Source organism: Pseudomonas sp. R45(2017), from assembly GCF_002112305.1.
Lineage (GTDB): Bacteria > Pseudomonadota > Gammaproteobacteria > Pseudomonadales > Pseudomonadaceae > Aquipseudomonas > Aquipseudomonas paraglycinae.
On the sequence record NZ_NEHH01000004.1, the window covers coordinates 296,152 to 321,621 of the forward strand.

The 25,470-nt window shown below is 63.2% G+C and carries 26 protein-coding genes; 3 read left to right on the forward strand and 23 right to left on the reverse strand.

What is annotated here, in order from left to right; translation table 11 throughout:
* Positions 1-11 precede the first annotated feature (11 nt).
* Genes CAF74_RS11465 through CAF74_RS11560 form a run of 20 tightly spaced genes read right to left on the reverse strand, consistent with a single transcriptional unit; the run spans position 12 to position 17,986 of the window.
* The gene (locus tag CAF74_RS11465; RefSeq protein WP_085611127.1) at positions 12-1,247 is read right to left on the reverse strand and encodes a beta-ketoacyl-ACP synthase; all 1,236 of its coding nucleotides are present in this window, start codon (positions 1,245-1,247) and stop codon (positions 12-14) included.
* Entirely contained in the window at positions 1,247-1,975 is a 729-nt protein-coding gene (locus tag CAF74_RS11470; protein ID WP_085746428.1) for a 3-ketoacyl-ACP reductase FabG2, read from the reverse strand. The genes CAF74_RS11465 and CAF74_RS11470 overlap by 1 nt, the downstream gene beginning before the upstream one ends.
* Positions 1,968-2,432, reverse strand: coding sequence for a hotdog family protein (locus CAF74_RS11475; RefSeq protein ID WP_085746429.1), 465 nt, complete (start codon positions 2,430-2,432; stop codon positions 1,968-1,970). The genes CAF74_RS11470 and CAF74_RS11475 overlap by 8 nt, the downstream gene beginning before the upstream one ends.
* Positions 2,429-3,625: a beta-ketoacyl-[acyl-carrier-protein] synthase family protein gene (locus tag CAF74_RS11480; RefSeq protein ID WP_085746430.1), complete on the reverse strand. Its 1,197-nt coding sequence runs from the start codon at positions 3,623-3,625 to the stop codon at positions 2,429-2,431. Before CAF74_RS11480 ends, CAF74_RS11475 begins: the two co-directional genes overlap by 4 nt.
* Positions 3,622-4,104: a hypothetical protein gene (locus tag CAF74_RS11485; protein ID WP_007952358.1), complete on the reverse strand. Its 483-nt coding sequence runs from the start codon at positions 4,102-4,104 to the stop codon at positions 3,622-3,624. Before CAF74_RS11485 ends, CAF74_RS11480 begins: the two co-directional genes overlap by 4 nt.
* Positions 4,104-4,829 (reverse strand): class I SAM-dependent methyltransferase, encoded by a 726-nt coding sequence (locus CAF74_RS11490; protein WP_085746431.1) that lies wholly within the window; start codon positions 4,827-4,829, stop codon positions 4,104-4,106. Before CAF74_RS11490 ends, CAF74_RS11485 begins: the two co-directional genes overlap by 1 nt.
* Positions 4,826-6,073 (reverse strand): NAD(P)/FAD-dependent oxidoreductase, encoded by a 1,248-nt coding sequence (locus CAF74_RS11495; protein ID WP_085746432.1) that lies wholly within the window; start codon positions 6,071-6,073, stop codon positions 4,826-4,828. The genes CAF74_RS11490 and CAF74_RS11495 overlap by 4 nt, the downstream gene beginning before the upstream one ends.
* The gene (locus CAF74_RS11500) at positions 6,060-7,220 is read right to left on the reverse strand and encodes a sodium:proton antiporter (RefSeq protein WP_085746433.1); all 1,161 of its coding nucleotides are present in this window, start codon (positions 7,218-7,220) and stop codon (positions 6,060-6,062) included. The genes CAF74_RS11495 and CAF74_RS11500 overlap by 14 nt, the downstream gene beginning before the upstream one ends.
* Complete coding sequence (locus CAF74_RS11505; protein ID WP_085746434.1) at positions 7,217-9,556, reverse strand: MMPL family transporter; 2,340 nt, start codon at positions 9,554-9,556, stop codon at positions 7,217-7,219. The genes CAF74_RS11500 and CAF74_RS11505 overlap by 4 nt, the downstream gene beginning before the upstream one ends.
* Positions 9,540-10,142 (reverse strand): outer membrane lipoprotein carrier protein LolA, encoded by a 603-nt coding sequence (locus tag CAF74_RS11510; protein ID WP_085746435.1) that lies wholly within the window; start codon positions 10,140-10,142, stop codon positions 9,540-9,542. Before CAF74_RS11510 ends, CAF74_RS11505 begins: the two co-directional genes overlap by 17 nt.
* Positions 10,139-10,564, reverse strand: coding sequence for a thioesterase family protein (locus CAF74_RS11515; protein ID WP_085746436.1), 426 nt, complete (start codon positions 10,562-10,564; stop codon positions 10,139-10,141). Before CAF74_RS11515 ends, CAF74_RS11510 begins: the two co-directional genes overlap by 4 nt.
* On the reverse strand, positions 10,557-12,101 hold the full coding sequence (hutH, locus tag CAF74_RS11520) for a histidine ammonia-lyase (RefSeq protein ID WP_085746437.1): 1,545 nt from the start codon (positions 12,099-12,101) through the stop codon (positions 10,557-10,559). The genes CAF74_RS11515 and hutH overlap by 8 nt, the downstream gene beginning before the upstream one ends.
* Positions 12,082-13,029 (reverse strand): glycosyl transferase, encoded by a 948-nt coding sequence (locus tag CAF74_RS11525; RefSeq protein ID WP_039766474.1) that lies wholly within the window; start codon positions 13,027-13,029, stop codon positions 12,082-12,084. The genes hutH and CAF74_RS11525 overlap by 20 nt, the downstream gene beginning before the upstream one ends.
* Positions 13,026-13,760 (reverse strand): glycosyltransferase family 2 protein, encoded by a 735-nt coding sequence (locus CAF74_RS11530; RefSeq protein WP_085746438.1) that lies wholly within the window; start codon positions 13,758-13,760, stop codon positions 13,026-13,028. The genes CAF74_RS11525 and CAF74_RS11530 overlap by 4 nt, the downstream gene beginning before the upstream one ends.
* Positions 13,753-15,432, reverse strand: coding sequence for an acyl-CoA synthetase family protein (locus tag CAF74_RS11535; protein ID WP_085746439.1), 1,680 nt, complete (start codon positions 15,430-15,432; stop codon positions 13,753-13,755). The genes CAF74_RS11530 and CAF74_RS11535 overlap by 8 nt, the downstream gene beginning before the upstream one ends.
* Positions 15,429-15,974, reverse strand: coding sequence for a hypothetical protein (locus CAF74_RS11540; protein ID WP_085746440.1), 546 nt, complete (start codon positions 15,972-15,974; stop codon positions 15,429-15,431). The genes CAF74_RS11535 and CAF74_RS11540 overlap by 4 nt, the downstream gene beginning before the upstream one ends.
* Complete coding sequence (locus CAF74_RS11545; protein WP_007947135.1) at positions 15,971-16,225, reverse strand: acyl carrier protein; 255 nt, start codon at positions 16,223-16,225, stop codon at positions 15,971-15,973. Before CAF74_RS11545 ends, CAF74_RS11540 begins: the two co-directional genes overlap by 4 nt.
* 9 nt (positions 16,226-16,234) lie before the next feature.
* A complete protein-coding gene (locus CAF74_RS11550) occupies positions 16,235-16,495 on the reverse strand; it encodes a phosphopantetheine-binding protein (protein ID WP_007952344.1) in 261 nt (86 codons plus the stop codon).
* Positions 16,476-17,285, reverse strand: a complete 810-nt coding sequence (locus tag CAF74_RS11555) for a 1-acyl-sn-glycerol-3-phosphate acyltransferase (RefSeq protein ID WP_085746441.1) — start codon at positions 17,283-17,285, stop codon at positions 16,476-16,478. Before CAF74_RS11555 ends, CAF74_RS11550 begins: the two co-directional genes overlap by 20 nt.
* A complete protein-coding gene (locus tag CAF74_RS11560; RefSeq protein ID WP_085746442.1) occupies positions 17,261-17,986 on the reverse strand; it encodes a beta-ketoacyl synthase chain length factor in 726 nt (241 codons plus the stop codon). Before CAF74_RS11560 ends, CAF74_RS11555 begins: the two co-directional genes overlap by 25 nt.
* Before the next feature lie 369 nt (positions 17,987-18,355).
* Here CAF74_RS11560 and CAF74_RS11565 point away from each other — a divergent pair, with 369 nt between their 5' ends.
* On the forward strand, positions 18,356-19,126 hold the full coding sequence (locus tag CAF74_RS11565; protein ID WP_007952339.1) for a ParA family protein: 771 nt from the start codon (positions 18,356-18,358) through the stop codon (positions 19,124-19,126).
* Between the two features lie 7 nt (positions 19,127-19,133).
* On the opposite strand, the gene trxC is transcribed toward CAF74_RS11565, so the two are convergent.
* Positions 19,134-19,568, reverse strand: coding sequence for a thioredoxin TrxC (gene trxC / locus CAF74_RS11570; protein ID WP_085746443.1), 435 nt, complete (start codon positions 19,566-19,568; stop codon positions 19,134-19,136).
* 194 nt (positions 19,569-19,762) lie between these two features.
* Between trxC and CAF74_RS11575 the strand changes: the two genes are divergently transcribed.
* Together CAF74_RS11575 and CAF74_RS11580 are read left to right on the forward strand one after the other, a co-directional pair.
* On the forward strand, positions 19,763-20,059 hold the full coding sequence (locus CAF74_RS11575) for a type II toxin-antitoxin system HigB family toxin (protein ID WP_085746444.1): 297 nt from the start codon (positions 19,763-19,765) through the stop codon (positions 20,057-20,059).
* Complete coding sequence (locus CAF74_RS11580; protein ID WP_039766491.1) at positions 20,056-20,457, forward strand: type II toxin-antitoxin system HigA family antitoxin; 402 nt, start codon at positions 20,056-20,058, stop codon at positions 20,455-20,457. The genes CAF74_RS11575 and CAF74_RS11580 overlap by 4 nt, the downstream gene beginning before the upstream one ends.
* Before the next feature lie 132 nt (positions 20,458-20,589).
* Here the strand turns inward: CAF74_RS11580 and selO are convergent, their stop codons facing one another.
* Both selO and mscK read right to left on the reverse strand, forming a co-directional pair.
* On the reverse strand, positions 20,590-22,053 hold the full coding sequence (gene selO / locus CAF74_RS11585) for a protein adenylyltransferase SelO (protein ID WP_064382865.1): 1,464 nt from the start codon (positions 22,051-22,053) through the stop codon (positions 20,590-20,592).
* 48 nt (positions 22,054-22,101) lie between these two features.
* Complete coding sequence (gene mscK, locus CAF74_RS11590) at positions 22,102-25,455, reverse strand: mechanosensitive channel MscK (protein WP_085746445.1); 3,354 nt, start codon at positions 25,453-25,455, stop codon at positions 22,102-22,104.
* Positions 25,456-25,470: the final 15 nt, after the last annotated feature.

The following is a 25,470-nucleotide window of genomic DNA, read 5'->3' on the forward strand; positions in this document are numbered from 1 at the left end:
CTTGACCTGGATTAATTCGGTTGGGGCCAGCGACGGAAAATCAGCGAGGTGTTGACCCCGCCGAAAGCGAAATTGTTGTTCATCACGTATTCGTGGCTCATCTGGCGGAATTCGCCGCGCAGGTAGTCGAGCTTGCCGCAGTGCGGATCGACCTCGTCGAGGTTGAGCGTGTGCACGTACAGGTCGCGGTTGAGCATCTCGATGCTGAACCACGACTCCAGCGCCCCACAGGCGCCGAGGGTGTGGCCCAGGAAGCTCTTTTGCGAACTGATCGGCATGCGTTCACCGAACAGGGCACTGGTGGCCAGGGTTTCGGCGACATCGCCCTGTTCGGTGGCGGTGCCGTGGCCGTTGACGTAGCCGATGACGTCCGGCGCAAGTCCTGCGTCTTCCAGCGCCAGTTCCATTGCCCGGCGCATGGTGACTTGCTCGGGGCGGGTGGTGTGCTGGCCGTCGGCGTTGCTGCCGAAACCGACGATCTCGGCGTGAATGTGCGCACCGCGTGCCAGGGCGTGTTCCAGCTCTTCAAGCACCAGCATGCCGCCGCCTTCACCGATCACCAGACCGTCGCGGCCCTTGTCGTAGGGGCGTGGCGAGGTGTGCGGCGCATCGTTTTTCAGGCTGGTGGCGTACAGCGCGTCGAACACCATGGCTTCCGTCGGGCACAGTTCTTCGGCGCCACCGGCGAGCATCAGCGGCAGGCGTCCGAACTTGATCGCCTCGTAGGCATAACCGATGCCCTGGCTGCCGCTGGTGCAGGCGCTGGAGGTCGGGATCAAACGGCCGGTGAGGCCGAAGAAGATGCTGATGTTCGCCGCCGTGGTGTGCGGCATCATGCGCACGTAGGAGTTGGCGTTGAGGCCCTCGGCCACCGAGTTGAGCAGCATGTTGCCGAACGCCTTGATCTCGTCGGTGCTGCCGGTGGACGAACCGCAGGCCACGCCCATGCGCCCGTCCTTGATCGACTCGTCGCCGAGCAGGCCGGCATCGGCCAGCGCTTTTTCCGCCGCGCCGACGGCCAGCCGCGAAACACGGCCCATGCTGCGCAGCTGTTTGCGGGTCCAGTGCGCCGGCACCTGGAAATCATCGATAGGCCCGGCCAGGCGCGTGTTGAGCTCGCTGAAGCGATCCCACTCGTCCATCCGGCGGATGCCGCTGCGGTTGGCGGCGAAATTGCCGGCGATGGTGTCCCAGTCGCTGCCCAGCGAGGTAATGCCGGCCATGCCGGTGACGACAACGCGCTTCATCAGCACAAGCCTCCGTTGACCGCCAGCACCTGGCGGGTGATGTACGACGCTTCCGCCGACATCAGGAAATTCACCGCACCGGCCACCTCTTCAGGCGTGCCCATGCGTTGTGCGGGGATCATTTTCATCAGTTCTTCCACCGGCACGTTTTCATCCAGCATCGCCGTGTCGATCAGGCCCGGCGCAACGCAATTCACCGTGATCTTGCGCTTGGCCAGTTCGATCGCCAAGGCTTTCGCGGCGCCGATCACGCCCGCTTTCGACGCGCTGTAATTGACCTGGCCACGGTTGCCGATCAGCCCCGAGACTGAGGTGATGCAAACGATGCGACCCGCGGCGCGGCGGCGGATCATCGGCATCATCACCGGGTGCAGGACGTTGTAGAAACCGTCGAGGTTGGTGCGCAGCACCACGTCCCAGTCGTCGTCGCTCAGTGCCGGAAAGGCGCCGTCGCGGGTCAGGCCGGCATTGAGCACCACGCCGTAGTAGGCGCCGTGGGCTTCAACGTCGGCTTCGAGGATGGCTTTGCAGGTTTCGCGATCCGCCACGTCGAATTGCAGGATGCGCGCGGTGCGGCCGAGCGCTTCGACTTCGGCTTTCACTGCTTGCGCTTCCGCTACGCCGCTGCGGCAATGCAGGACGATATCGTGGCCGGCACTGGCCAGGCGCAGGGCAATGGCGCGGCCGATGCCACGGCTGGAGCCGGTGACCAGTATTGATTCAGTCATCGTTCGACTCCTTGGATTGCTCTAGATAGTCCGCTGCCTGGGGCGGGCGGAACACGTTCAGCCGGGCGCTGGCCTCGATGCCGGGCGCGTTGATATGGCATTCGAATACGCCCATGCCGTTGTCGTCTTCCAGCGAGCGCAGGCCATGGATGGTCAGTTCGCTGCCAACCGGAAAGGCCGCGACATTGCATTCGAACTTGCGTGTGCCGAGCAGAAAGCCCAGCTCCACCGGGTTGCCTTTCTGCCGCGCATGGCAGCCGGCGAACGCGGCGACGCTTTGCGCCATCAGCTCGACGCCGACCCACGCCGGCAGGCTGCCGTCGGGCAGGCTGAACAGGCCGCCGGGCCGGACGGTGAGGGTGGTGTGGATCTGTTCGTCGTCAAAGCTCAGGATCCGGTCGATCAGGATCATGTCGCCAGCGTGGGGCAGCAGTTCGGCGAGCGGCCAGTGGCTCATGGGGCGTCTCCGATAATCAGGCTGACGTTATTGCCACCGAAGGCAAACGAGTTGCTCATCAGGTAGCGGGGTGCAATGGACGCCAGGCGTTCGCTTGCGGTCACCCACTTGAGTGGTGGAAGGTCCGGATCCGGCTGGCCATCCCAGACGTGCGGCGGCAAGGCGTGGTCGGGGTTGTCGGCACTCAGGCTCAACCAGCAGAACGCCGCTTCCAGTGCGCCGGCGGCGCCGAGGGTGTGGCCGGTCATCGGTTTGGTCGAGGAACACGGTACGCCTTCGGGAAACAGCGCGGCGACGGCCAGACTTTCCATCGCGTCGTTGTGCTGGGTCGCGGTGCCGTGCAGGTTCAGGTAGCTGATGTCACCGGCTTGCAGATGGGCTTGGTCGAGCGCCTTCTGCATCGATTGCAGGGCGCCACGGCCGGTCGGCTCCGGTGCGGAAATGTGGTGCGCGTCGGAGCTGGCGCCCGCGCCGAGCAGGGCAATGCCCGGCCCTGCACCGCGCTCTTTGCTCATCACGAACAGCACCGCCGCTTCGCCGATGTTGATGCCGTTGCGGTTGGCGGAAAACGGATTGCAGCGCTCGTCCGAGACCGCTTCCAGCGCACTGAAACCGTTGAGGGTCAGTTTGCACAGGCTGTCGACACCGCCGCACAGCACCGCGTCGCACAGGCCCAGATCGAGCAGGCGTCGGGCGCTCATCAGCGCGCGTGCGCTGGAAGTGCAGGCGGTGGAAATGACATAGGTCGGGCCGCTCAGTTGCAGCCAGTCGGCGAGGAAATTCGCCGGGGCGCCGAGCTCCTGTTGCCGGTAGTCGTAATCGGCCGGGAACTGCTGGTCGCGAATGTAGTGCGCGAGGCCTCGGCTGGCCTCGTCGATGCCCGAAGTGCTGGTGCCGAGCACCACGCCGATGCGCTCGCGGCCGTAAGTCTGGATCGCGTGCTCGATGTCATCGCGAATCTGCAACGCGGCTTCCAGCAACAGTTGATTGTTGCGGCTGCGCTGGTCGGCCAGCGCTTCGGGAATCGGCGCCAGATCGCCGTGCACGGCGGCCACCGGCAGTTCACGCTCCGGCACCCAGCCGGACTCGCGGCGCATGCCCGAGCAGTCGCCGGCAAACAGGTTGCGTGCCACGGCTTGCTTGTCGCGCCCCAGGGCGCAGATCACGCCGAGGGCATTGAGGTAGGCGGTCATGACGTCGGTTCACCGAGTGGCGTTACGCGATAGTGCGGGCCTTGTGGCAGGTTCAATTCGAAGCTCAAGGGTTGGGTGTAACGGATGTCCCAGCGCGCCGGCAGGGAACGTTGGCCGCCCTGTTGCTGCGCGTCGGGGTAGTTGCGCGACAGCTCGCCCGCAGGGGTCAGGGCGAACAGCAGCGCGGCGAACAACTCCCGGGCTTCCGGGTTGGGCGGCAGCAGGCCGTCGGCCTGCCAGTGCCCGTCGATCAACTGCTGACGCGCCTGGGGAATGCCCAGCGGATCCATCATCGACCAGCGGATGCCGGGCCCTTCGCGCTGGATCACCAGCAACCAGTCTTGCTGTTGCCCGGCCAGGTGACGTTCGATATGCAATTGCATCGGCAGCGGCAGGCTCGGGTTGCCGGCCGGCAGCGGCGCCTGACTGGCGCAGGCACCGAGCAGCAAGACGCAGGCGAGCAGCAGAACACGCAACATCAGACAGCCTCGTTCAAGGGTTTGCGGGCCACCACGTTGACCAGGGTTTCTTCCCGCTGGCCGAATGGTTTTGGTTTGTGCAATCCAAAACGCTCGAGCAGACCGAAATCCTTCGACCGGCTCCACCACAGATACGGGTACGAAACGTTCTGTTCGCCGAACTCGAAACCCTGCTGGCGAATCATCTCCAGGTACTGCGCCGCGCTCTTTTGCACATGCATCGGATGACGGAACAGCCAGCGAATCACCCACGTATCAATGTAAGCCTCGGTGGACTCGGCGAACAGCAGATAGCCACCGGGTTTGAGCACCCGATAGAACTCGGCCAGGGCTTTTTCCTGCTCCACCAGGTGATGGAAGGTCTGGTGACAGAACAGCAGGTCGACACTGGCGTCCGGCACATTCAGCGTCGCGCAGTCGCTGCCGATCAGCTCAACGTCGAAGCCCTGACGCGCGGCCTCGGCGGCGCTCAATTCCAGGCTGTGCGGATCGGCATCGACGCCGATCAGGCGCTGTGGCGCGAACGTCTGGCGCAGGTGGCCGAACGATTTGCCCTGGCCGCAACCGGCATCCAGCAGCACCGGACTGGCTGGCAACGATTCGCTGAACAGCCCGCGCAGATCGTTGATCGCCACGCGCAGCACATGGTGCTGCCAGGTGTGGCTGCGCAGGAACCAGAAGCCGAAGCGGGTTTCCTCGACGTAGTTGTCGCTCAGGTAATTCATGTGTCGTCCCTTGCACAGAGTTCGGAGATCGTCTTCAAACGACGGCGCGCTTCACTGACGAACGGGTTGCGTTCGTCCCAGGCGTAACCGGCGAGGATCGAGCAGATCATGCGGCGGATTTCCGGGGAGCCTTGCTCGTGGAAAATCACGTCCTGAAAGGTGCCGGCGTACCAGCCTTCGACGTAGCAGCGGAACGTGTCGACCCCGCGTTTCAGCGGCTCGGCGAACTCCCGCTGCCAGTCCACCGTTTCGCCCTGCAACTGTCGGTGCAGCACAGCGGCGGCCATGCTCGCCGAACGCATGGCGATGGTCACGCCCGAAGAGAAAACCGGGTCGAGAAATTCGGCCGCGTTACCCAACAGCGCAAAGCCCGGGCCGTGCAGGGTTTTGACGTTGGCCGCATAGCCGCCGAGAGTGCGCGCCGGGGTATCCCACACGGCGTTGTTCAGCACTTTGGCCAGGCTCGAGGTTTCGGCGATGAAACCGCGCAGGCAGGCGTCGAGGTCGGTATCGCGACCTGCGAAATGTTCAGCGGCAGCCACCACGCCCACCGAGCAGCGACCGTTGCTGAACGGGATCGACCAGAACCAGATATCGCGGTGCTGCGGGTGGGTGGTGATGAGGATCTTCTCGCGGTCGAAGCCGGGATGATCGATGTGGTCTTCGACGTGGGTGAACACGGCTTGGCGAACCGGGAAATTCGACGGTGCTTCGAGGTCCAGCAGGCGTGACAGCACGCGGCCGTAGCCGCTGGCATCGAGGACAAAATCGGCTTCGACGTAATACTCGCTGCCGTCTTCGCGGCGCACGTCCAGCAACGGTCGCGGGCGTTCGAAATCGGCGCTGACAATCGCGTCGCCGTAGCGAATTTCCGCGCCCTGCAACGCCGCCTGATCGGCCAGCAATTTGTCGAAGTCGGCGCGTTGCACCTGCAGCGTCGTGGGCTTGCCGGCGGTGAAGGTGTCACCAAAATCGAAGGCGCTGTAGCGCTCGCCCCAGGCGAATGCCGCGCCGTTCTTGCGCTGGAACCCGGCGGCATTCACCGCCTCGAGCATGCCGGCTTCTTCGACGAAATCCAGGCAATGGCAGAGCAGGCTTTCACCGATGGAGAACCTCGGGAAATGCTGGCGCTCGATCACCAGCACGTCGTACCCCTTGCGCTTGAGCAATGCGGCGGCGATGGCGCCGGAGGGGCCGGCGCCGATGATCACGACCTGACGGGATTCCATTTCAACGATTGGCACGCGAGCTCCTGGGTACGGCAATAGGGTTCAGTGACGCCCGGTGCAGGCCGATGAAGGCCGGCAACAGCGTCGCGATCAGACCCATCAGCATCAGCGCAAAGTACAACGCCGGGCTGATGAGTTGTTGTTGCAACAGCAAGTTGAGAAAAACGATTTCGCTTAAGCCGCGAATGTTCAGCAGCACGCTTTCGCGCCAGCGGCTGGCGCCTGCGAACGACGCGCCGGCCCAGCCGAGACCGAGCCAGTTGCCCAGGATTTTGCTGGCGATCGGCAACAGCAGCAGCGCCGCCCATTGCACGGTGCCGAGGCTGGCGAGGGCGCTGTGCACGTCGATCTGGACGATGCCGAAAGTGAGGATCAGCGGAATCGCGACCCAGGTCTGCAAACGGTTCATCCAGTGCGCCGGCAGCGGCAACACCAGTGGCACCTTGAGCACGGCCATGCACAGCAGATAGCCGATGCCGAAAATCAGCGCGTTGAGTTTGTAGTGTTCGGCCAGCACCAATAGCGCAAAAAAACCGAGGCTGTAGGTCAATGGCCGGCGGATCCCGAACACCCGCAGCAGCACCGGTACGCAGGCCATTCCCAGCGGCAGCAACAGGGTGCTCAGGTGCAGGCTGCCCTGAGCGAGGCCGAACAGGGTCCAGCAGGTCAGGTCGATCAGGATCGCGGTCTGCACCAGACGTCGGGTGGCGGCGGGCGGGTAGTCGATGTGGCGCAGGTACAGGTACAACACCGGGATCGCGGTGATGGCGAACACCAAACCGATCGCCAACGAGTTGATCCACGGCTGCGTCGGCAACAGCCAGTACGCCGTCGCCAGGCCGCAGGTGAACGGCACGGCGAAACTCGGCAGGGCGATCTTCACGCTCTGACGATCCAGGCGCAGGTCGATCACGTCGCTGAGGATGTGCCCCAGCAGCAGGGCGAAGCTCAGGCTGTAGAGGTTTTTCAGCCAGCCCGGCGCGATCAGTTCGGCGCCGTTGAGTTGCCAGCCCGGTTCGATCCAGAAGTACATCAGCAGCGGCAGGCCGAAGCTGGCCAGCAGCAATTGACTGACGATCGGGATCAGCCCGAAATGCCGGCCGACCCGGGTGGCGACGAAAAACAGCGCCAGGGCCATCAGCCAGAAAGTCACCACCATCATGCTGAACGCTCCGTGACGGCAACTGCGTGGGCCTGACGCCCGGCCCACGGCGCGAGCATGAAGCTGAACGCCAGACCGAGGCTCACCGACAGGCCGAAGTTGCTCACCGCCGGGGTGCTCGACACCGCCAGCAGGCCGAACGACAGCCAGGTGGTGGCGGCCGCCAGCAAGGTGCCGAGCAGGCTGACGGCCGCGCCGCCGACCTGCTCGCGCATGAGGATCGCGTAGTCGACGCTGATCGCCGTCACCAGCAACAGGCCGAACAGGCTGAACAGGGTCAGCGGCTGACCGAGCCAGCCCAGGCTGGCGAGGCTGCACAGCGCAGCGAGCAGCGGCAGGGCGACGATTCGCAGGGCGCCACCAAGACCGAACGGCAGCATCAGCACCAGCACGATCAACACGCAGGACGCGAGTTTCAGCTCAGCGGCGCTGATCTGGGTCTGGGCGAACACCTTGTTCAGATCGCCGAGCCGGTCCACCAGCATCACGCCGGGCAGGTCCAGCGCCTGCACCCACAGCAGCGACGGATTGTTCAGGCCTTGCAGGCTGACCATCGCTGCCACGCCGTCCTCGGTCGGCCCGAGCCACAGCGTGCGGTAGGGCTCGCCGAGCGGGCCGGCCAGCGCTGCATCGATGTCTTCGGCGGGCAGCGCCTGCAACTGTTGCAGTTCGGTTTGCAGCGCCGCCAGTGGTACGCCGACTTCCAGCAACGGCTGCCAGAACTGCGGCAACTTGCTCAGCGCTTCACGCACCTGTTGCTGCTGAGCCGGCGGGCTGACCAGTTGATTGAGCGCCAGATAACCCTGCAACTTGTCGAGGTTGACCAGTTGATCCAGCCGCTCGCTCAGGGCCGCTTGCCGTTCCAGCAATTGCTGCTGATCGGCGGCGCGCACCAGGAAGAACTGGCTGGTCGGCTGGTAGCCGGTAATCCGCGCAATAGTCTGCGCCTCATCAGTCAGACGTTGCGGCGCGCCGACCCACTGGCGAATGTCGTTCCTGCTCTCCAGTTGCAGCAGGCCACCGACGCAGAAGGCGATCAGCAGGGCCAGCAACACCGGCGTCCTGACGTGATCGAGCAGGGTTTCCCGCAGTCGCACCAGACGCTCGGCCAGTTGCAGCGGCCATTGCGCCGGGCGCAGTTCGACGTTTTTCAGCAGCGCCGGCAGCAGGCACACCGCCGACAGGTAGGCGCCGAGCAAACCGGCGGCGGAGAACACCGCGATCTGGGTCAGCGCCGGGAAAGGCGTCCAGGCCAGCGCCAGGTAACCGATGGCGCTGGTGATCAGGCTCAACGTCAGCCCGGACAGGGTCAGGCGCAACGCCGGCCAGCTGTGCCAAGGTTTGAGACTCCAGCTCTTGGACAGGTAGTGCAGCGGGTAATCCACCGCCACGCCGATCAGACTGGAACCGAGCACCAGCGTCATCACGTGCATGTGCCCGAACAGCGCCACGCAGGCCACCGCACCGAACAGCATGCCGACCAGCACCGGAATGAACGCCAGCAGCACCCGCCAGCGGCGGAAGGCGAGCAGCAACAGCAGCAGAATGCCGATGGTGGCGCCGCCGCCGACCCAGGTCATTTCCCGGGTCGCCTGCTGCTGACCGTTGGCGGCGTACAGCAGGCCGCTGGCGGCCAGCAATTGCACGTCGGCACTCGCCGCTTGCTCACGGCTGTGTTGCAGCAGGGCGGCGACTTGCAGCGGTTGATTCATGTCGAAGGCGCTGCCGGTGGTGCGTGCGCGCAGCAGCACCCAGCTCTTGCCGTCGGCGTCGGCGATCAACGCGCCGCTGCCGATGTCCAGTTGCACCGCGCCATGTTGCGGCTGGCTGTTCTGGATGCGCCCGGTCAGGCCCAGCCAGTCGTCCTGACTCGGCACCAGACTGAACCCGGTGAACGGGTCGAACAGTGCCTGTACCCGTTGCTGGATAAAGGCGTCGGGATGTTCACTCAGCAGTTGCCGGTCATCCGCCGAGAGCATCGCCAGCCGCCCTTGCAGCAGTTGCGTGCGCAGGGCCGGCAGGTCGGCTTGCAGGTTCCACTGGACCTTTTCGAACAACCCGCTGGCCTGCCATTGCTCGCCCAGGGTCTGGGCCATGGCGACCGCTTGCTGGCGATCGGCGTGGCCGACCAGCACCAGCATGTCGCGGTTGAGCGGTTCCTGCATGCGTTGTTCGGCGCGCAGTTCGAGGGCGTCCGGGTGGGTGCCGGGCACCAGTTCCATCAGGTTGGCCGACAGCGGCGCACCGTCGCGCCACTGCCAGGCGCCCAGTGCGACGACAGCCAGCAGCAGGATCAGGAACAGCCAGGGCAGCCTGCGTTCACTCGGCAAAGTCATGTTGCTCCGCGTCGCTCAGAGGTTGGCCGGAGGTGCTGTCCTGCATGCGCAGCACGGTGCTGTCGCCCTGGGTTTCCAGCAGTTCGATGGTGTTCACCAACGCGCCGCCGCTGATGTTGATCTGATTGAACACCTGCTTGAGCAGCACCGAACGCGGGGTCAGGGTCAGTTGCCATTTCTGCGCATCGCCGCTCAGGGCCAGTTCGAAATCCCGTTGCAGACCGCTGCTGTCGCCTTGCAGCACCGCGAGGAACAGTCGGTTCTGCTCGGCCCCGGCGCTCTTGTTCGGCAGCAGTTGCCAGCCGGTGGCGTCACGCCGGGCGATGCCTTTTGCGCTGATGCGGTAGTCCTGTTGCAGCGGGGTTTTCAGTAGCCACAGCAAGCCGTGGTTTTTGGCGAGGACAAAACTGCCCTTGCTGATCAGCGGCTGGGGCAGGGCGCGCAGGTGTTTTTCCTGGATGAACTGGCCGTGGATCACGTCCGGTTTCGCCAGTTGCTCGCTCAACTGTTGCAGGTCGAAGGCGTTGGCCAGCGACGACAACGTCAGCAGCGTCATGGCTCCGATGGATTTCAACAACACATTCATCGCAGCATCCTTTCCACGGCATCGGTGAAGACTTTCGGCGAGGCCAGTTGCATCTCGCGACTGCTCATCTCGACGGCGACCTGCACCGAGCTGGCGCGGGTCAGGCGTTCGCCGGTCTCGGCATCGGTGATCAGGTAGTGAATCTTCAGACGGTTTTCCCACTCCACCAGACTGGCGCGCACGTTCAGCCGCTGACCGAATACCGCGCCGCGCACGTAGCGCAGTTGCAGATCGATCACCGGCCAGGCATAGCCCGAGTCGACCATCTGGTTGTAGTTGTGGCCGATCTTGTCGAGCAGTGCACAGCGCGCCACTTCCAGGTATTTCACGTAATGGCCGTGCCAGACGACGTGCATGGTGTCGACGTCAAAGAACGGCACAAGGATTTCCGTATCGGCGTGAAGCACTCCGGCACTACGCATGCAGCCTCCAGTGTTGCTCGGCGATGCGTTGCAGGCACAGGCGCAATTCACCTTCCAGGACACGGTCTTCGATCACCGGCGGGAAGTCCCGGGCCAGTTGCTCGTGCATGGCGGCCAGCGATGGCGGCAGCGGACGCGCGTCTGCATCGCGACCGCGCAGCCATACGCCTTGATTGGCCGCCAGCAACGTGGCGGCGGCGACCTGTTCGGTCAGCTCCAGCACACGAATGGCGTCGCGGGCGGCGATGGTGCCCATGCTCACCTTGTCCTGGTTGTGGCACTCGGTGGAGCGCGAGAACACGCTGGCCGGCATGGTGTTTTTCAACGCTTCGGCGGTCCAGGCACTGGCGCCGATCTGCACGGCCTTGAAGCCGTGGTTGAGCATAGCGCGGTCGGCGCTGGCGCCCGACAGGTTGCTCGGCAAACCGTGGTTGTAACGCTCGTCCACCAGTAGCGCGAGTTGTCGGTCGAGCAGGTCGGCGACGTTGGCCACGAGGTTTTTCAGGCTGTCCATGGCGAATGCGATATGTCCGCCGTAGAAGTGCCCGCCGTGTAGCACGCGCTCGGCTTCGGCGTCGATGATCGGGTTGTCGTTGGCGCTGTTGAGTTCGGTCTCGATGAACGAACGCAGCCAGTTCAGGCTGTCAGCCAACACGCCCAACACATGCGGTGCACAGCGCAGTGAGTAACGATCCTGCAAACGGTGCAGCGGAGCGGTCGGTGCGTCGATCGCCAGATCCTTGCGCAGCCACGCGGCCACCTGCATCTGACCCGGATGCGGCTTGGCGGCGAACAGGCGCTCGTCGAAGTGTTCAGGATTGCCTTGCAGCGCCACCACGTTCAGCGCGGTGATGCGGGTGGCCAGTTGCAGCAGGTAATCGGCGCGGGCGTAAGCCAGGCACGCCAGACCGGTCATCACGGCGGTGCCGTTCATCAGCGCCAGCGCTTCTTTCGGACGCAGCACCAATGGTGTCCAGCCCAGTTCGCGATGCACATCGGCAGCCTGGCGGCGTTCGCCACGGAACATCACTTCACGCTCGCCGGACAGGGTTGCGGCGACGTAGGACAGCGGCGTCAGGTCGCCGCTGGCGCCCACCGAACCTTCTTCGGGGATCAGCGGCAAAATGTCGTGTTCAAGGAAGGCATGCAGGCGTTCCAGCAATTCGATGCGCACCCCGGACACGCCGTGGCACAGCGACTGCAAACGCGCCGCCAGCACCGCGCGGGTGGCCTGGGCATCGAGCAGTTTGCCCAGCCCGCAACCGTGGAACGTGTAGAGATGACGCGGCAGCGCCTCGACGTGATGCAACGGCACTGCGACCACGCAGGAATCGCCGTAACCGGTGGTCACGCCGTAGATCACGCCTTCCTTGTCCAGCAGCGAATCGAGGAACCGCGCGCCCTTGGCGATGCGTTCGCGATAAGGCGCGTCGCTCTGCAACTGCACGGGCGCCTGACGGTTGGCCAGGGCCAGCACGTCTTCGATGCGCAGAGGGCGTTCGCCGAAGGTGACCGGCTCAGGAGTTGGCGTTGTCATCGGTTTTCCAGAATGGGTAAAAGTTGAACCATTGGCACGGTGCTTCGAGGCAATAGTGACTCAGGCGTTGCGCATAGCGGGTGGCCCACTGATGAATGACCTGTTCGCGCTCGCGGCGTGACCACACCACAGCGTCGGCGAACGGCTCGAGAGTCAGGCGATAGTGGCCGTCAGGTTGCTTGAGGCACATCAGCAGGTTGACCGGGCATTTAAGCAGGCCGGCCAGCAGCCACGGCCCTTGCGGGAACGGCGCCGGGTGGCCGAGAAAGTCCACGGTCACGCTGCGCCCGCCATGCAGCGGCACGCGGTCGCCGGCAATCGCCAGCCACTCGCCGCGCTCCAGCCGTTCGTGCAGTTGCAGCATGATCACCGGGTCCAGCTCGCTGACCTGGATCAGTCGCAGGTTGGTCGCCCCGGCCTCGCCCAGCAGACGATTGAATTGCTCGGCGTGCTTGGTGTGCACCAGCACGTTCATCGTGACCTTTTCGCCCAGCTCCGCCAGCGCCCGGCACACTTCGAGGTTGCCCAGATGCGCGCCCACCAGCATTTGCCCGCGACTGCCGCGCAACTGATTGCGCAACAGCGCCGGGTCGATGATTTCGATCTGCTCGATCTTCAGCTTGCCGTTCCACACGTCGAGCTTGTCGAGCAGCGAATCGGCGAATGCCATGAACTGGCGGAATACTCGCCACCGGGTCGGGCGCAGTTCGTGGCGACCGCTCCAGTCGGCGAGGCGCTGCTGATACTGCCAGGCACTGCGCCGCGCAGTGCGGCCGAACAGGAAAAAGTACAGGACGATGCCGTACAGCAACGGACTCAGCAGGCGTCGACCAAGGACCTTGGCGGCGAACGCGGTGAATTTCATCAGCAGGAAACTGCCGCGCTCTTCGCGGTCGGCCCAGTGCTTCTTGTCGGTCTCGACGGTCATGCGCGCCACCGTCGCCAGAGGATCACGGGCAAGCGCAGCAACATGCCGAAGAACAGGCGCGTGTGCATGCTCGAGATCAGCACGTTGTCGTAGAACAGGCGAAAGTGCGACACGCCGTCCAGCGGGTAATGCACGCTGGTCTGCAACCAGCGCATCGGCTGATTGCGCCACGCCAGGCGCACCAGAATGTCCGAGTCGAAATCCATGCGCTTGCCGATCCGCGCCGAGTCGATCACGCCCAGCGTCGGTTCCAGCGGATACACGCGGAAGCCGCACATCGAGTCGCGAATCTGCAGCGACAGGGTGTTGATCCACACCATCACGTGGGTCAGGTAGCGCGCATACAAACGGCCCTTGGGCACGCTGGCGTCGTACAGCGGATAACCGCAGATCAGCGACTTGGGGTGGGCGCGGGATTCTTCGATGAAGCGCGCCACATCCTGCAGGTCATGCTGACCGTCGGCGTCGACCTGCAAAGCATGGCTGAAACCCAGTCGCGCGGCTTCACGCAGACCGGTCATGACCGCGCCGCCCTTGCCCTGGTTGGCAGTGAGGCGCACCAGATGAACCCGCTCGCGTTCGGCCAGCGCGTCCAGCACCGCCGCGCAGGGTTTGCTGCTGGCATCGTCCACCAGAATGCACGGCAGATCCTCGGCGAGCAGAGCGTCGACCACCGTGCCGATGGCGGTTTCGTGGTTGTAGACCGGGATCACGGCGCAAGGATTATGCATCGCCAGTCCCCAGCAGAATCCGCCCGCTGGAGCAGGTGGCGGTTTCGTTGCGGTAGGCGAAATACAACTTGCCGCGTTCCGGATCGAAGCGCAGATGCAACTGGACTTCATCGCCGGGGCGCACCAGTTGCTGGAATTTCAGCACTTCCATGCCGGCGAACGCGCCGGGCAGGTTCAGCAGTTGCCGACCCAGGTTCAGCGCCCACTCGACCTGCACCACGCCCGGCAGCACCGGGGCCTTGGGGAAGTGGCCGCTGAAGTAGGCCAGATCCGGCGGAACGCTCAATTGCAGGTTCCATTCGCCCCCGGTTTCGGCCTGCTCCAGTATCTCCGGCGCCTTTGGCCGTGGTGCCAACAGCAAGGCTTCGACGTCGGCTTGAGGCAACTTGCCCTGCGAGGTCAGCGGCAACTGTCGCAGCAGACGCCAGCGGCGGGGCAGGGCCAGGGCTTCGCAATGGTCGCCGAGATGACGGCGCAGGGTTTCAGTCAGGCTGCGCCGACCGTGTTCGCGCAGTGCAAACAGGCCGGATTCGCTGAGCACCAGCAGAGCGCCGAGGGATGCGCGGTTCTCCTGCACCACGCCCAGACGCGCTTCGGCGACCCAGTCGTGGGCCACCAGCGCCTGTTCAAGCATCGGCAGGGAAATACGTTTTTCTTCGAGTTTGACGATCCGGTCGAGCCGCCCGAGCAATTCAAAGCGGCCGTCGTCAGCGATACGCGCCGCATCGGCGGTGTGTTCGACATGCCCGGCGGGCAGGTAGGGCGAAGCGATCAGCAGGGCGCCGTCGCTGTCCTGGCTCAACTCGACGCCGGCAAATGGCTGCCACAACGATTCACCCTGTCGCCAGGCGATGCCGCCGGTTTCCGAGCTGCCGAGGATTTCCGTCGGCCACTGTCCCAGGCGTTGATGCAGGCTTTGTGCGGCGTCTGCCGGCAGTGCGCCACCGGAGGAAAACACCCGGCGCACAGCACTCAGTGCTGGCCAGTCGAGGTTGTCGCCCATGCGTTTGAGCAGCGCCGGACTGGCGACCCAGGCAAAGGCCGGGTGCTCGCGGCTGGCGCGTTGCAGGTCTTCCGGGAAGGCCAGTTGCTTGCGCAGGAACGGACGCCCGGCGCACAGCGGCCACAGCACGCGGAACAGCAAACCGTAGATGTGCTGGGTGGCGACGCTGCCGAGGATGCAGGCTTCACCCAGGTCCGCGCCCCATAGTTGCTCAAGGGCTTCGACTTCGTTGGCCAGTTGCCGAAGGGATTTGTCGATGCGCTTGGGCTCGCCACTGGAGCCGGAAGTGCACAGGCTCAACCGGCACTGGTCGAGATCCAGTTCGGCAGCGGGCAGGGGAGGTTGCAGCAAATTGCTCAGACGAGCGTCACCGGCCTGATCGGTCAGCCACAGATCGACGTCGTTCGACCAGCGCTGGCGGGTCTGCGCTTGCAGATCAGACGGCAGCAACACGCTGACGCCGGCACGCCAGGCGCCGAGCAGGGCGACGGCCAGGTCGGCGGCATCTTCCAGATGTACCGCCAGACGTTGCACGCCGCGCGCTTGCAGACCTGCCGCCAGGCTCAGGGCCTGTTCGCACAGCTGTGCATGATCGAATGCCGGTGCGCTCGTTACCGTGCGCGCCGGCAGGGCCTTGAGCAACAGCTGCTCAAGTTTTATCCAGTTCATGGGCGACCTCTTACCCGTTGTCGTATCAGCCATTCAATGGCAAACATCAGGCCGATCAATCCGTAGGAGATCAGGCCGGTGTACAACATCCACCAGTTCAGCGGCGCCCACAGTGTCAGCAGGGCGGCGCACAAACCGTTGCAAAAGAAAAACACGCTCCAGGCCACGGTGACCTGGCGGGTGTAACGAATCGCCTTGGGCGGCAGTTGCGGTTCACGCAGGCGAGCCAGACGCTCGACCATCGGCGGGCCGTATTTCAGGCTCAGGCTGAACAGCACCAGCATGAAGCCGCTGATCAGCACCGGGTACCAGCGCAACAGCAAAGGGCTGTCGAACACCGCCAGCAGCAGGCAGAACACGATCGCCACGCCGGCCATCCACAAACTGCCGGGCTTGCGTTCGCCGGTCAGCGCCCGGGCCAGCCACAGGCCGCCCAGCAGCAGGCCGAACTGCCATGGCGCGAAATGCTCCATGCCGAAATACACCGCAAAGGGATACAGCAAGCCTGCCAGCAGCAGGCCGAGGCCGATCAGTCGGCTCATGCGGCCGGTTGAACCAGACGGTAGACCGCCTCGACCACGTCGCTGACGGTGCGCACCGACTTGAATTCCTCGGCGGCGATTTTCTTGCCGGTCTGGCGTTTGATGTGATCGATCAGGTCGACGGCGTCGATGCTGTCGATTTCCAGATCCTGATACAGGTTGGATTCCAGGCTCACGCGAGCCGGGTCCAGTTCGAACAGCTCGACCAGGGCATCGCGCAGGGTGTTGAAGATGTCGTCACGAGTTTGCATGGTCCGGTCTCAAGCTGCCTGTTTTGCCGTGACGAACGCCGCAAGGCTCGCCACGTTGGAGAAATGGTTACGGGTGTCCTTGGCGTCGGCGTCGATCTTGATGCCGTACTTTTTCTGGATCGCCAGGCCGAGCTCCAGGGCGTCGACGGAATCCAGGCCCAGGCCTTCGCCGAACAGCGTCTGGTCGTCGCCGATGTCCTCTGCGCTGATGTCTTCGAGGCCCAGGGCGTCGATGATCAGCTCTTTGATGTCACGGTTTAGATCGCTCATCTTCGGCGAGCTCCTTGATAAAGAATTGGTGCAAATAGTCGTTGAGCTTGCGCGAAGCCTGGGGCGCTGGCCCCTGCGCGGCGAAAGTCTGTGGGTCTATATCGGCCCCGACGTGAAAACTGAAGTGCACGCGGCGACTCGGAATGCGATACCAGGGCTCGGCCTTGGTCAGGGTGGTCGGACTGACCTTGATGACCACCGGGGTGAGGATTTTCGCACCGCGCAGCGCGATGGCCGCCGCGCCCCGATGAAAGGCTGGCGCCTGACCTGGCTGGGTGCGGGTGCCTTCGGGAAAAATGATCAGGGTCTGCCCGCTCTGCAAGGCACCGGCGGCGGCGTCGAGCATGTCCATGCTGCCGTCGTTGCTGATGTATTCGGTGCTGCGCAGCGGGCCGCGAGTGAAGGGGTTTTCCCACAGGCTTTTCTTCACCACGCAGTTGGCACCGCGCACCAGACCGATGAGAAACACTACGTCGATCAGTGAAGGGTGGTTGGCGATAATCATCTGCCCCGGACGGCCGAGGCGTTCGGCGCCCTGAATGTCATAGGTCAGCACGCCGGTACGGGCCATGAACCGGACAAAAAACCAGAACAGCCGGCTGACGGTCTGGCGTGCCCGTTCGCGATGCGTAATGGCATCGCCTGGCAGACAACCGAGCAATGGAAATACCAGCAGGCGCAGGCACAGACCACCGAGCCCGAACAGGGCGAAGCTGGTGGCAGTGGCCAGCAGACGCCAGTAATAGGCGTCGCGGTTTTTTCCAATCACGGGTTGCGTTGCCAGGTCCATAGACGAGTCTTCCAGGCATGTTGGCAATGGGGTTGCTGACCGAGCAGGGTTCGCAGCAGATTCAGTGCGTGGGGCCACTGCGTTTTTGACCGTGCTTCGGGGGCGCTGTTCAGGGTCAGCCGCCAGTCGGTACCGGGGGTGAGCAACAGCCCGACCGCGTAGGGAAACGGTACGTCGTCGATCCACGTCGAATAGGCTTCGGGCGGCTGTTCCTCGGTGATCACCAGCAGCACCGCCGGGGCGCCTTCGTTCAGCAACGTGGCCGCTTCGAGCATGCCGTGTTCGAGGCCGTCGCCAGCCGCAGCGAGCGCGGTCATTTCGCTGGTCTCGCCGCGCATGATCGACCACAGGCCGATGATCGCGTTGTGCACCGACAGGCTGAACTGGGTCGGCGACAGCGGCTGTTCGTTGGCCAGATCGCTGAGGATTTCAAAGGTGCGCGGGGTTTCGCCGTGCCGGGAGACGAACACCAGCGGCAGGTTTTCCCGACCGTCGGCCAGCGGCCAGCCGACACTGAACGCCATCCGCGCCAGACGGCTGAGACGACGGCGCTGCATGGCCGGCAGAAACGAAACATCGGGTGCGGCATCGCTGCTTTCGAGCACGACCGGTTGTCGGCTCCAGGCTTGCCAGGCTTCCACACTGTCGAGCCCGGGAGCCCAGGCGCGCCATTGGGCGATGTTGAAGTTGATCACGGACATTTATCCCGCCCCTGCGGGCTGAGTTGACGCGGTTTCGCCAACGTCGCCGCTGAGCTGATTTAGCCTGAAATGGCATGGCGCGTGGCGCCGGGTGGCGCGCATTATCCCGGTGCGACGAGTGTGTAGCAAATGCTGGTTACATTTTGAACGACGAAATGAACCGAATGGTACGCGGCAAGAGCTATCACTTGGCCATTATCCAGATTGTCGGGTGTCTGTCTGTCAGGCGAATCGGCGATCATCGGGTGTCTTTGCGCCGTATTCATTGGGATATTGGCGCCCGACTCTGTAGTCCGTGCCCATCGAGGTAGCGAACCGGCACCGGGCACCACTACACTCGGTCATTCTTTGATACACGGAGGTTTTGTCATGCGGCGCGTGGTGTTCAATCAGAAAGGTGGCGTGGGCAAATCCAGCATTGCCTGCAATCTGGCGGCGGTAAGCGCCAGCGAGGGTTATCGCACGCTGTTGGTCGACCTCGATGCCCAGGCCAATTCCACTCAGTATCTGACCGGGCTCACGGGTGATGACATTCCGATGGGCATTGCCGATTTCTTCAAGCAGACCCTGTCTTCCGGGCCGTTCTCGAAAAAGAATCAGGCGGATATCTACGAAACGCCCTTCGACAACCTGCACATCATCACCGCCACTGCCGAACTGGCTGACCTGCAGCCCAAGCTTGAGGCCAAGCACAAGATCAACAAGCTGCGAAAGCTGCTCGACGAGTTGTCGGAAGATTACGACCGGATCTATCTGGATACGCCACCGGCGCTGAATTTCTACGCGGTCTCGGCACTGATTGCCGCCGATCGGGTTTTGATTCCCTTTGACTGCGACAGCTTCTCGCGTCAGGCCCTGTACGGTCTGATCGCCGAGATCGACGAGTTGAAGGAAGACCACAACGAAGGCCTGGAAGTCGAAGGTATTGTGGTCAACCAGTTCCAGGCCCGGGCCAGCCTGCCGCAGCAGATCCTCGACGAACTGATCGCCGAGGGCCTGCCGGTGCTGCCGGTCTACCTCGCCAGTTCAGTGCGCATGCGCGAATCGCATCAAGCCAACACGCCGCTGATCCACCTCGACCCACGGCACAAGCTGACGCAACAGTTCGTCGAACTGCATAACCTGCTCGAAGACGCCTGAAGCCTTGTCAGATGCCCTGGCTGCGCAGCCAGGCCATCAACTGCGACAACGGGAAGGCCCCACTCTGACGGGCGACTTCCCGGCCGTTGCGGAACAGAATCAGGCTCGGAATCGAACGAATCCCCAGCTGCGCCGACAACTGCTGATTGGCCTCGCTGTCCAGCTTGGCCAGCCGGCATTTGCCCGCCAGCTGCGCAGCCGCCTGCTCGAACACCGGCGCAAACGACTTGCACGGCCCGCACCACTCCGCCCACACGTCCACCAGCAACGGCAGATCACCCTTGATCTGACTGGCGTAATCGCCTTGCTTGAGCTCGAACGGCTTGTTCAACAGCACCTCGGACTTGCAGCGCCCGCACTTCGGGTGATCGTTGAGGCGCTCGGCGGGAATGCGGTTGAGGCCGTTGCAGGAGGGGCAGGGGATGAGGAGTGGGTCGGTCATGATCGGAATCCGGTGGAGAGCTGATAACTCCTAGTTGGAGACGTTTGCTCATATTTTCAATCGTGCAGTGTTTGGCTGTGAGCCTAGGCTGAGATGAACCGGCTGAGTCCGTTGGTCTGCTCGGCCGTATCGCAACTTGCGATAATTTTGATCTGTGATTAACTCCCCATAGCAGAATGCGATAAGGATGTTGCATGCATGTCATCACCGGAAAACGAATACGAGAAGCGAAGGCCAAATGGCCTAACGCAGCTACAGCACTGGACCACTGGCTGGAAGTGGCGAAAGGGAGCAAATCGTCAGATTTTGCGGCGCTGAAGGCCTTGTTTCCAGCTGTCGACAAAGTGGGTGATTTTCACGTTTTCGATATTGGCGGTAACAAGCTCAGGTTGATCGCCTATGTCAGATTTCGACCTCAAAAGTTGTACATCAGACATGTGTTGGATCATCGCGAATATGACCGCGGTAAATGGAGGGAGGCTAAGGCATGAGTGTTCTGATCAAAAAAGCCGCTGAGCACTGGGAGTTCGTTTCGCCTTTGCTGCGCAAGCCGAAAAGCGAAGACGACTACGACAGGCTTGTTCAAGCCCTTGACGAGTTGCTCGAAATGACGGGTGATGATGAGTCTCATCCTTTGATGAGCCTGGTGGATATCATCGGTGACTGGATTGAAGAATGGGATCGCGTGCATCACCCGACGCCTAAACCGCCCGGTTTTGAAGTACTGGGGTATTTGATGCGTGAGCATGGTTTGACCCAGAGCGATTTGCCGGGTGTGGGGACTCAGTCTGTTGTTTCGGAAATCCTCAGTGGAAAGCGCCAGTTGAATCTGCGGCAGGTCCGCTGGCTGGCCGAGCACTTCAAGCTACCTGTGGACGTGTTTATCTGAAAGGAAACCAGTGTGTTCAGAGTCGTGGCCTTTGCACTCTGAGCATGTCGCGCGGCTTTTTCAGCCGGCGCTGTCATCTAGCAGGTTGCCTGACGGGAGGGTGCACGGCTCCAAGACAGGAGACCGTGCGCTTCATGAGGAACAACTGATCTCCAAATGCTTGCCCCACTCCGGCGGCCGTTCCGCGTAGCTCTCCATTCCAGGCTGTTCCTCGAATGGATTGCTCAGCACCGCATGCAACCGGCGCACTTCTGAATAGTCACCCTGCTCGGCGGCATCAATAGCCTTCTGCGCCAGATAGTTGCGCAGGATGTACAGCGGATTCACCGCATGCATCCGCGCACGGCGCTGTTCCTGATCGGTCGCGCCATCGCGTGCGACGCGGGCGACATAGCGCTCGCCCCAGGCATCGAAACCCTTGATATCGACGAAGTCATCGCGCAGGCGAGCGACGGCCTGTTCGGCTGACTCTTCGCCCAGGCGGCGGAAGAACAGCGTGTAATCGACGCCGCTGTTCTGCATCAGTTGCAGCAGTTGTTCCAGCAGTTGCTGGTCGTCGTCCTCGGCGGTGGTGAAGCCGAAGCGGCGGCGCATCAGGTCGAGGTAGTGCGCCTGGAACAGCGGCAGGTACAAACCGAGGGTTTCGCGCAGGGCTTCAACGCTGATGAACGGCGTCAGGGCCTGGGCCAGGGCGCTGAGATTCCACTGGCCGACCGGCACCTGATTGCTGAAGGAGTAGCGGCCCTGGTCGTCGGAGTGGTTGCAGATGAAGTTCGCATCGAAATCGTCGAGGAAGGCGAACGGGCCGAAGTCGAAGGTGATGCCGAGGATCGACATGTTGTCGGTGTTCATCACGCCGTGGCAGAAACCGTAGGCCTGCCATTTGGCGATCAGTTCGGCGTTGCGCTCGACGATCTCGCGGAACATCGCCAGATACGGCTCCGGCTGTTCCAGGCATTCGGGGTAGTGCATCGCCAACACGTGTTCGCCGAGCAGCTTCTGCTGCTCGGGACGTTTGGTGTAATAGAAATATTCGAAATGGCCGAAACGGATGTGGCTCGGCGCCAGGCGCAGCACCATCGCGGCGCGTTCCTGTTTCTCACGCCAGACCGGGGTGTCGGAGCCGATCACGCAGGCGGCGCGTGAAGACGGGATGTTCAGCGCGTGCAGCGCTTCGGAAGCGAGAAACTCGCGGATCGACGAGCGCAGCACCGCGCGGCCGTCGCCCATGCGCGAGAACGGCGTCTGCCCGGCGCCCTTCAGATGCAGGTCCCAGTGCTCACCGGCGGCGTTGTAGACCTCGCCCAGCAACAATCCGCGCCCATCGCCCAATTGCGGGGTGTAGCCGCCGAACTGATGTCCGGAATAGACCATCGCCCGTGGCTCGGCATCGGCCCACAGCTTGTGGCCGCCGAACAGCTCGGCAAATTCCTGGGTGTCGGCCACTGCCGGGTCCAGATCCAGCAGCGCCAGGGCCGCAGGGCTGGCCACGACCAGTCGCGGATTGTCGATCGGTTCGGGCAGCACGTGGGCCGAGAACGCATCGCCCAGGCGGGCGAAGCGGTTGTCGAAGGTCAGTTCGTCGAGGGCTTTCAAGGGCCGGCTCCAGCAGAATGTCCGAGCATTCTGCTGGGATTAGCCGGGTTAGTCGAGTTTGGCCGGCGGCGGTTCCTGCAAGGGTTTCTGGTCATCGCTGACCGGCACGATGGTTTTGGTTTCCGGCTCGATCGGCACCATCTTGTATTCCTGACCGTGGAGGTTCTTCAGGTAAACCTCCATCTGGCGGAACGAAATGTTGATGTGCTGCTTCTTGAACTCGCGGTTGATGAAGCGGTTGACCTCATCGAGTACCGGGTTGCGGTCGCCGAGATCGCGCACATGCATGCGCAATTCGTGGTCGAGAGTGCTTTCGCCGAAGTTGAGGAAGTACACGTGCGGCTCGGGTTCCTTGAGCACACGCGGGTTTTCCCGGGCGGCCTTGAGCAGCAGTTCCTTGACCAGATCCAGATCCGAACCGTAATCGACGCCCAGTTTCAGGGTCACCCGGGTGATGGTGTCGGTCAGCGACCAGTTGATCAGTTGCCCGGTGATGAACGTCTTGTTCGGGACAATGATGTCCTTGCGGTCGAAGTCGGTGATGGTCGTGGCGCGGATGCGGATCTTGCTCACCGTACCCGAGAGGTTGCCGATGGTGATGGTGTCGCCGATCCGCACCGGGCGTTCGAACAGGATCATGATGCCGGAGATGAAGTTCGCGAAGATCTCCTGCATGCCGAAACCGAGGCCGACCGACAGCGCTGCCACCAGCCATTGCAACTTGTCCCAGCTGACGCCGAGGGTCGACAGGGTCGAGACGAAACCGACCCCGGCGATCACGTACGACAGCAGCGTCGTGGTCGCGTAGGCACTGCCCTGGGCCAGATTGAGTTTCGACAAAACGAACACTTCAAGCAGGCCCGGCAAGTTGCGGGCGAGCGCGAAGGTGATGCCGATGATGATCAGCGCGCCGAGCATGTCGCCGATGCTGATCGGCACCATGCTCATGTTGGCGCCGGTGCCGCTGGTGTATTCGTAGAGGGTGATGTTGTCGAGGTACGAAAACACCGTGATCAGGTCGGCCCAGACCCAGTACAGCGCGGCGATGAAGCCGCCGAGCAGTGCCAGACGGATCAGGCGCAGAGACTGTTCGTTGACCTTTTCGATGTCCAGAGTCGGCTCTTCGATCACCGCTTCGCCGTCGCCGGCTTCCTTCGCGGCCTGACGTTTGGCCAGGGCGCGCTGGTAAGCCAGGCGACGTGCCGCGACCGCGAGGCCACGGACGAAGGTGGCTTCGATCACCAGCCAGAACATCAGCAGGTACAGGGTGTTGATCAAGCGGTCGCTGAGCTTCAGCGCGGTGTAGTAGTAGCCGAAGCACACGGCGACGAACAGCGCGATGGGCAGCAGGGTGAACATCACGCCCACGGCCTTGCGGAACAGCGAGGCGTTTTCGTGGGTCGGGCTGCTGATCAGCAGGCGGCTGAGCAGCCACGCCATCAGCGCATAGCAGGTCAGCACAACCGGCATGCCCAGCACATCGTCGGCCAGCGCCGCCGGTTGCAGCTCGGCGACCGCCACCACCGCCACCAGCGCCATGACCACCAGTCCGAGGCGACGCACCCAGCCTTGCAGGAATTCGACCTGCGGCTTTTCCCAGCGAAAGTGCAGTTCCGCCACGCCGCCCGGCGCGAGGATCCGGTAAGCGGTGTAGAACACCAGCCACGCCTGGGCCATTTGCAGCAGCGCCGCGCCCATGTTGGCGTTCTGCCCGCGGGCGTCGATCTGCAACGCCAGCCCGCACAGGGCCAGGCCCAGCGCCACCGGCATCGCCAGCAGAATATTGATCAGGATCGCCTGCGGCGTGTGCCACTGGCTGTCACGCTTGAAGTGGCCGATGTCCTGGTGAACCTTGTTCAAGCGCGAATACAACTGCTTGCGGCGCCACAGCAGCGCGCCGATCAGCAGCGCCAGCGGCAGGAACAACAGCGGTCGCTGGGTCAGGCCGTCGGTCAGTTCGCTGAAGCTCGAGGCCAGTGGCAACGTGTCGATCTGACGCTTGAGGCGCTCCGGCACGCCGCGCATCCATTCGGTGTCCAGCGGCTTGTTGCTCGGAATCCAGAACATCTGCTCGTCGAGGGTCGCGCGCAGGCTTTGCGCGGTGCTCAGCAGTTGTTTCTGGTTCAGTTGCAGGGTGATCGATTCGTTGAGCATCGCGCTCAGTTCGCGACTCAACCGTTCCAACAGATCAACGCGGGTGTTGGCCAGCTCCAGCAGACTCTTGCGCAGTTGTGGCGTGACCTGCTCCGGCGGCTGGGTGGACAGCAGGTTGTCGACGTAGGTCGCCGGATTGCTCAGCTGTTCGCGCTGCTGGTTGATCTCGAACTGGTACAGGCGAATGTCGGCGATCTGGTCCGCCAGGTCGCGGTCGACCTTGAGGCGCGGCAGCGCCTGTTTCTGTTTATAGAGAATCTTCGACAGCAGAAGGCTGCCCTTGAGCACGTTGATCTGCTCGTCGAGGGCCGAATCGCTCTGGGTCACGCTGTCCAGCTGCTGCTTGGTCTGCAGGTTCTGTTGGGTCAGTTCGTTGAGGCGGTCGGTGCTTTTGAGCAGGTAGTCGGAGAGCTTGAGGTTGGCCGCGCTTTCCGTGGCGAGCAGGGCGCTGCTGCCGGACTTCTGGGCCTCGATCGACTGCTGCGTCACGGTTTCCTGCGACAGGGTCAGACGTTTCTGGTTGATCAGGGTTTGCAGTTCCTGGATCTCGCGGTCCAGACGGTCGGACTTTTCCGAAAGCAGGTCATGCTGGCTGTTGCCCAGATCCTGCAATTGGTTGTTGCCGGCCAGTTCCTGACGGCGCAGCGGGATCAGCGCGTTCAGGGCGGCCAGCTCGGCGTTGAGCAGGTCGCGCTGCTCGGCGCTGACGGTTTTGCCGGCGTCCTTGCCGGTCTTGAGGATGTTATTGATCTGCTGGATGCGCGTCTGGCTGCTGGAAATCTCGGCCTGGGCACGCTCGGGGCGGGTCTGGGCGGTGATGATCAGGCTGTTGGCGTCGGCCAGGGCCTTTTGCAGATCGCTTTGCTGGGTCGAGCGCTCGGTGAGCATCTGCTCCAGCTGCTGGATGTTTTCCTTCGGGAAGCGCTGCGCCACCGGCACTACGGCGCTGGCCTTGAGGCGGGTCAGTTCGCGCGAATTCTCGATAGTCTGCTTCGGCGCCGTGGCCAGTTGCTGCTTGAGGTCGATCAGCTTCTGTTCGTAGTCACGCCGGTTATTGAGCTGGTTCAGCGTGTTTTGCAGGACCGTCTGCAGGGCCTTCTTGTCGGCCTCGGGCAGTTTGCTGTCGGTGAGCTTGTCCAGGCTGGCCTGCACGGCGTCGCTGGACGGCGGTTCTGCGGCCTGCAGCGGGCCGACAGTAAGACTCAGGCCCAGCAGGGCCGCGAGGAAAAAGGAGCGCAGGGTAGGCATAGAGACCGGTCAAGC

Bases quoted from the DNA above. Each gene is read 5' to 3' on its own strand.
- CAF74_RS11465 (WP_085611127.1), bottom strand. From the start codon at position 1,247: ATGAAGCGCGTTGTCGTCACCGGCATGGCCGGCATTACCTCGCTGGGC.
- CAF74_RS11470 (WP_085746428.1), bottom strand. From the start codon at position 1,975: ATGACTGAATCAATACTGGTCACCGGCTCCAGCCGTGGCATCGGCCGC.
- CAF74_RS11475 (WP_085746429.1), bottom strand. From the start codon at position 2,432: ATGAGCCACTGGCCGCTCGCCGAACTGCTGCCCCACGCTGGCGACATG.
- CAF74_RS11480 (WP_085746430.1), bottom strand. From the start codon at position 3,625: ATGACCGCCTACCTCAATGCCCTCGGCGTGATCTGCGCCCTGGGGCGC.
- CAF74_RS11485 (WP_007952358.1), bottom strand. From the start codon at position 4,104: ATGTTGCGTGTTCTGCTGCTCGCCTGCGTCTTGCTGCTCGGTGCCTGC.
- CAF74_RS11490 (WP_085746431.1), bottom strand. From the start codon at position 4,829: ATGAATTACCTGAGCGACAACTACGTCGAGGAAACCCGCTTCGGCTTC.
- CAF74_RS11500 (WP_085746433.1), bottom strand. From the start codon at position 7,220: ATGATGGTGGTGACTTTCTGGCTGATGGCCCTGGCGCTGTTTTTCGTC.
- CAF74_RS11505 (WP_085746434.1), bottom strand. From the start codon at position 9,556: ATGACTTTGCCGAGTGAACGCAGGCTGCCCTGGCTGTTCCTGATCCTG.
- CAF74_RS11510 (WP_085746435.1), bottom strand. From the start codon at position 10,142: ATGAATGTGTTGTTGAAATCCATCGGAGCCATGACGCTGCTGACGTTG.
- CAF74_RS11515 (WP_085746436.1), bottom strand. From the start codon at position 10,564: ATGCGTAGTGCCGGAGTGCTTCACGCCGATACGGAAATCCTTGTGCCG.
- hutH (WP_085746437.1), bottom strand. From the start codon at position 12,101: ATGACAACGCCAACTCCTGAGCCGGTCACCTTCGGCGAACGCCCTCTG.
- CAF74_RS11525 (WP_039766474.1), bottom strand. From the start codon at position 13,029: ATGACCGTCGAGACCGACAAGAAGCACTGGGCCGACCGCGAAGAGCGC.
- CAF74_RS11530 (WP_085746438.1), bottom strand. From the start codon at position 13,760: ATGCATAATCCTTGCGCCGTGATCCCGGTCTACAACCACGAAACCGCC.
- CAF74_RS11535 (WP_085746439.1), bottom strand. From the start codon at position 15,432: ATGAACTGGATAAAACTTGAGCAGCTGTTGCTCAAGGCCCTGCCGGCG.
- CAF74_RS11540 (WP_085746440.1), bottom strand. From the start codon at position 15,974: ATGAGCCGACTGATCGGCCTCGGCCTGCTGCTGGCAGGCTTGCTGTAT.
- CAF74_RS11545 (WP_007947135.1), bottom strand. From the start codon at position 16,225: ATGCAAACTCGTGACGACATCTTCAACACCCTGCGCGATGCCCTGGTC.
- CAF74_RS11550 (WP_007952344.1), bottom strand. From the start codon at position 16,495: ATGAGCGATCTAAACCGTGACATCAAAGAGCTGATCATCGACGCCCTG.
- CAF74_RS11555 (WP_085746441.1), bottom strand. From the start codon at position 17,285: ATGGACCTGGCAACGCAACCCGTGATTGGAAAAAACCGCGACGCCTAT.
- CAF74_RS11560 (WP_085746442.1), bottom strand. From the start codon at position 17,986: ATGTCCGTGATCAACTTCAACATCGCCCAATGGCGCGCCTGGGCTCCC.
- CAF74_RS11565 (WP_007952339.1), top strand. From the start codon at position 18,356: ATGCGGCGCGTGGTGTTCAATCAGAAAGGTGGCGTGGGCAAATCCAGC.
- trxC (WP_085746443.1), bottom strand. From the start codon at position 19,568: ATGACCGACCCACTCCTCATCCCCTGCCCCTCCTGCAACGGCCTCAAC.
- CAF74_RS11575 (WP_085746444.1), top strand. From the start codon at position 19,763: ATGCATGTCATCACCGGAAAACGAATACGAGAAGCGAAGGCCAAATGG.
- CAF74_RS11580 (WP_039766491.1), top strand. From the start codon at position 20,056: ATGAGTGTTCTGATCAAAAAAGCCGCTGAGCACTGGGAGTTCGTTTCG.
- mscK (WP_085746445.1), bottom strand. From the start codon at position 25,455: ATGCCTACCCTGCGCTCCTTTTTCCTCGCGGCCCTGCTGGGCCTGAGT.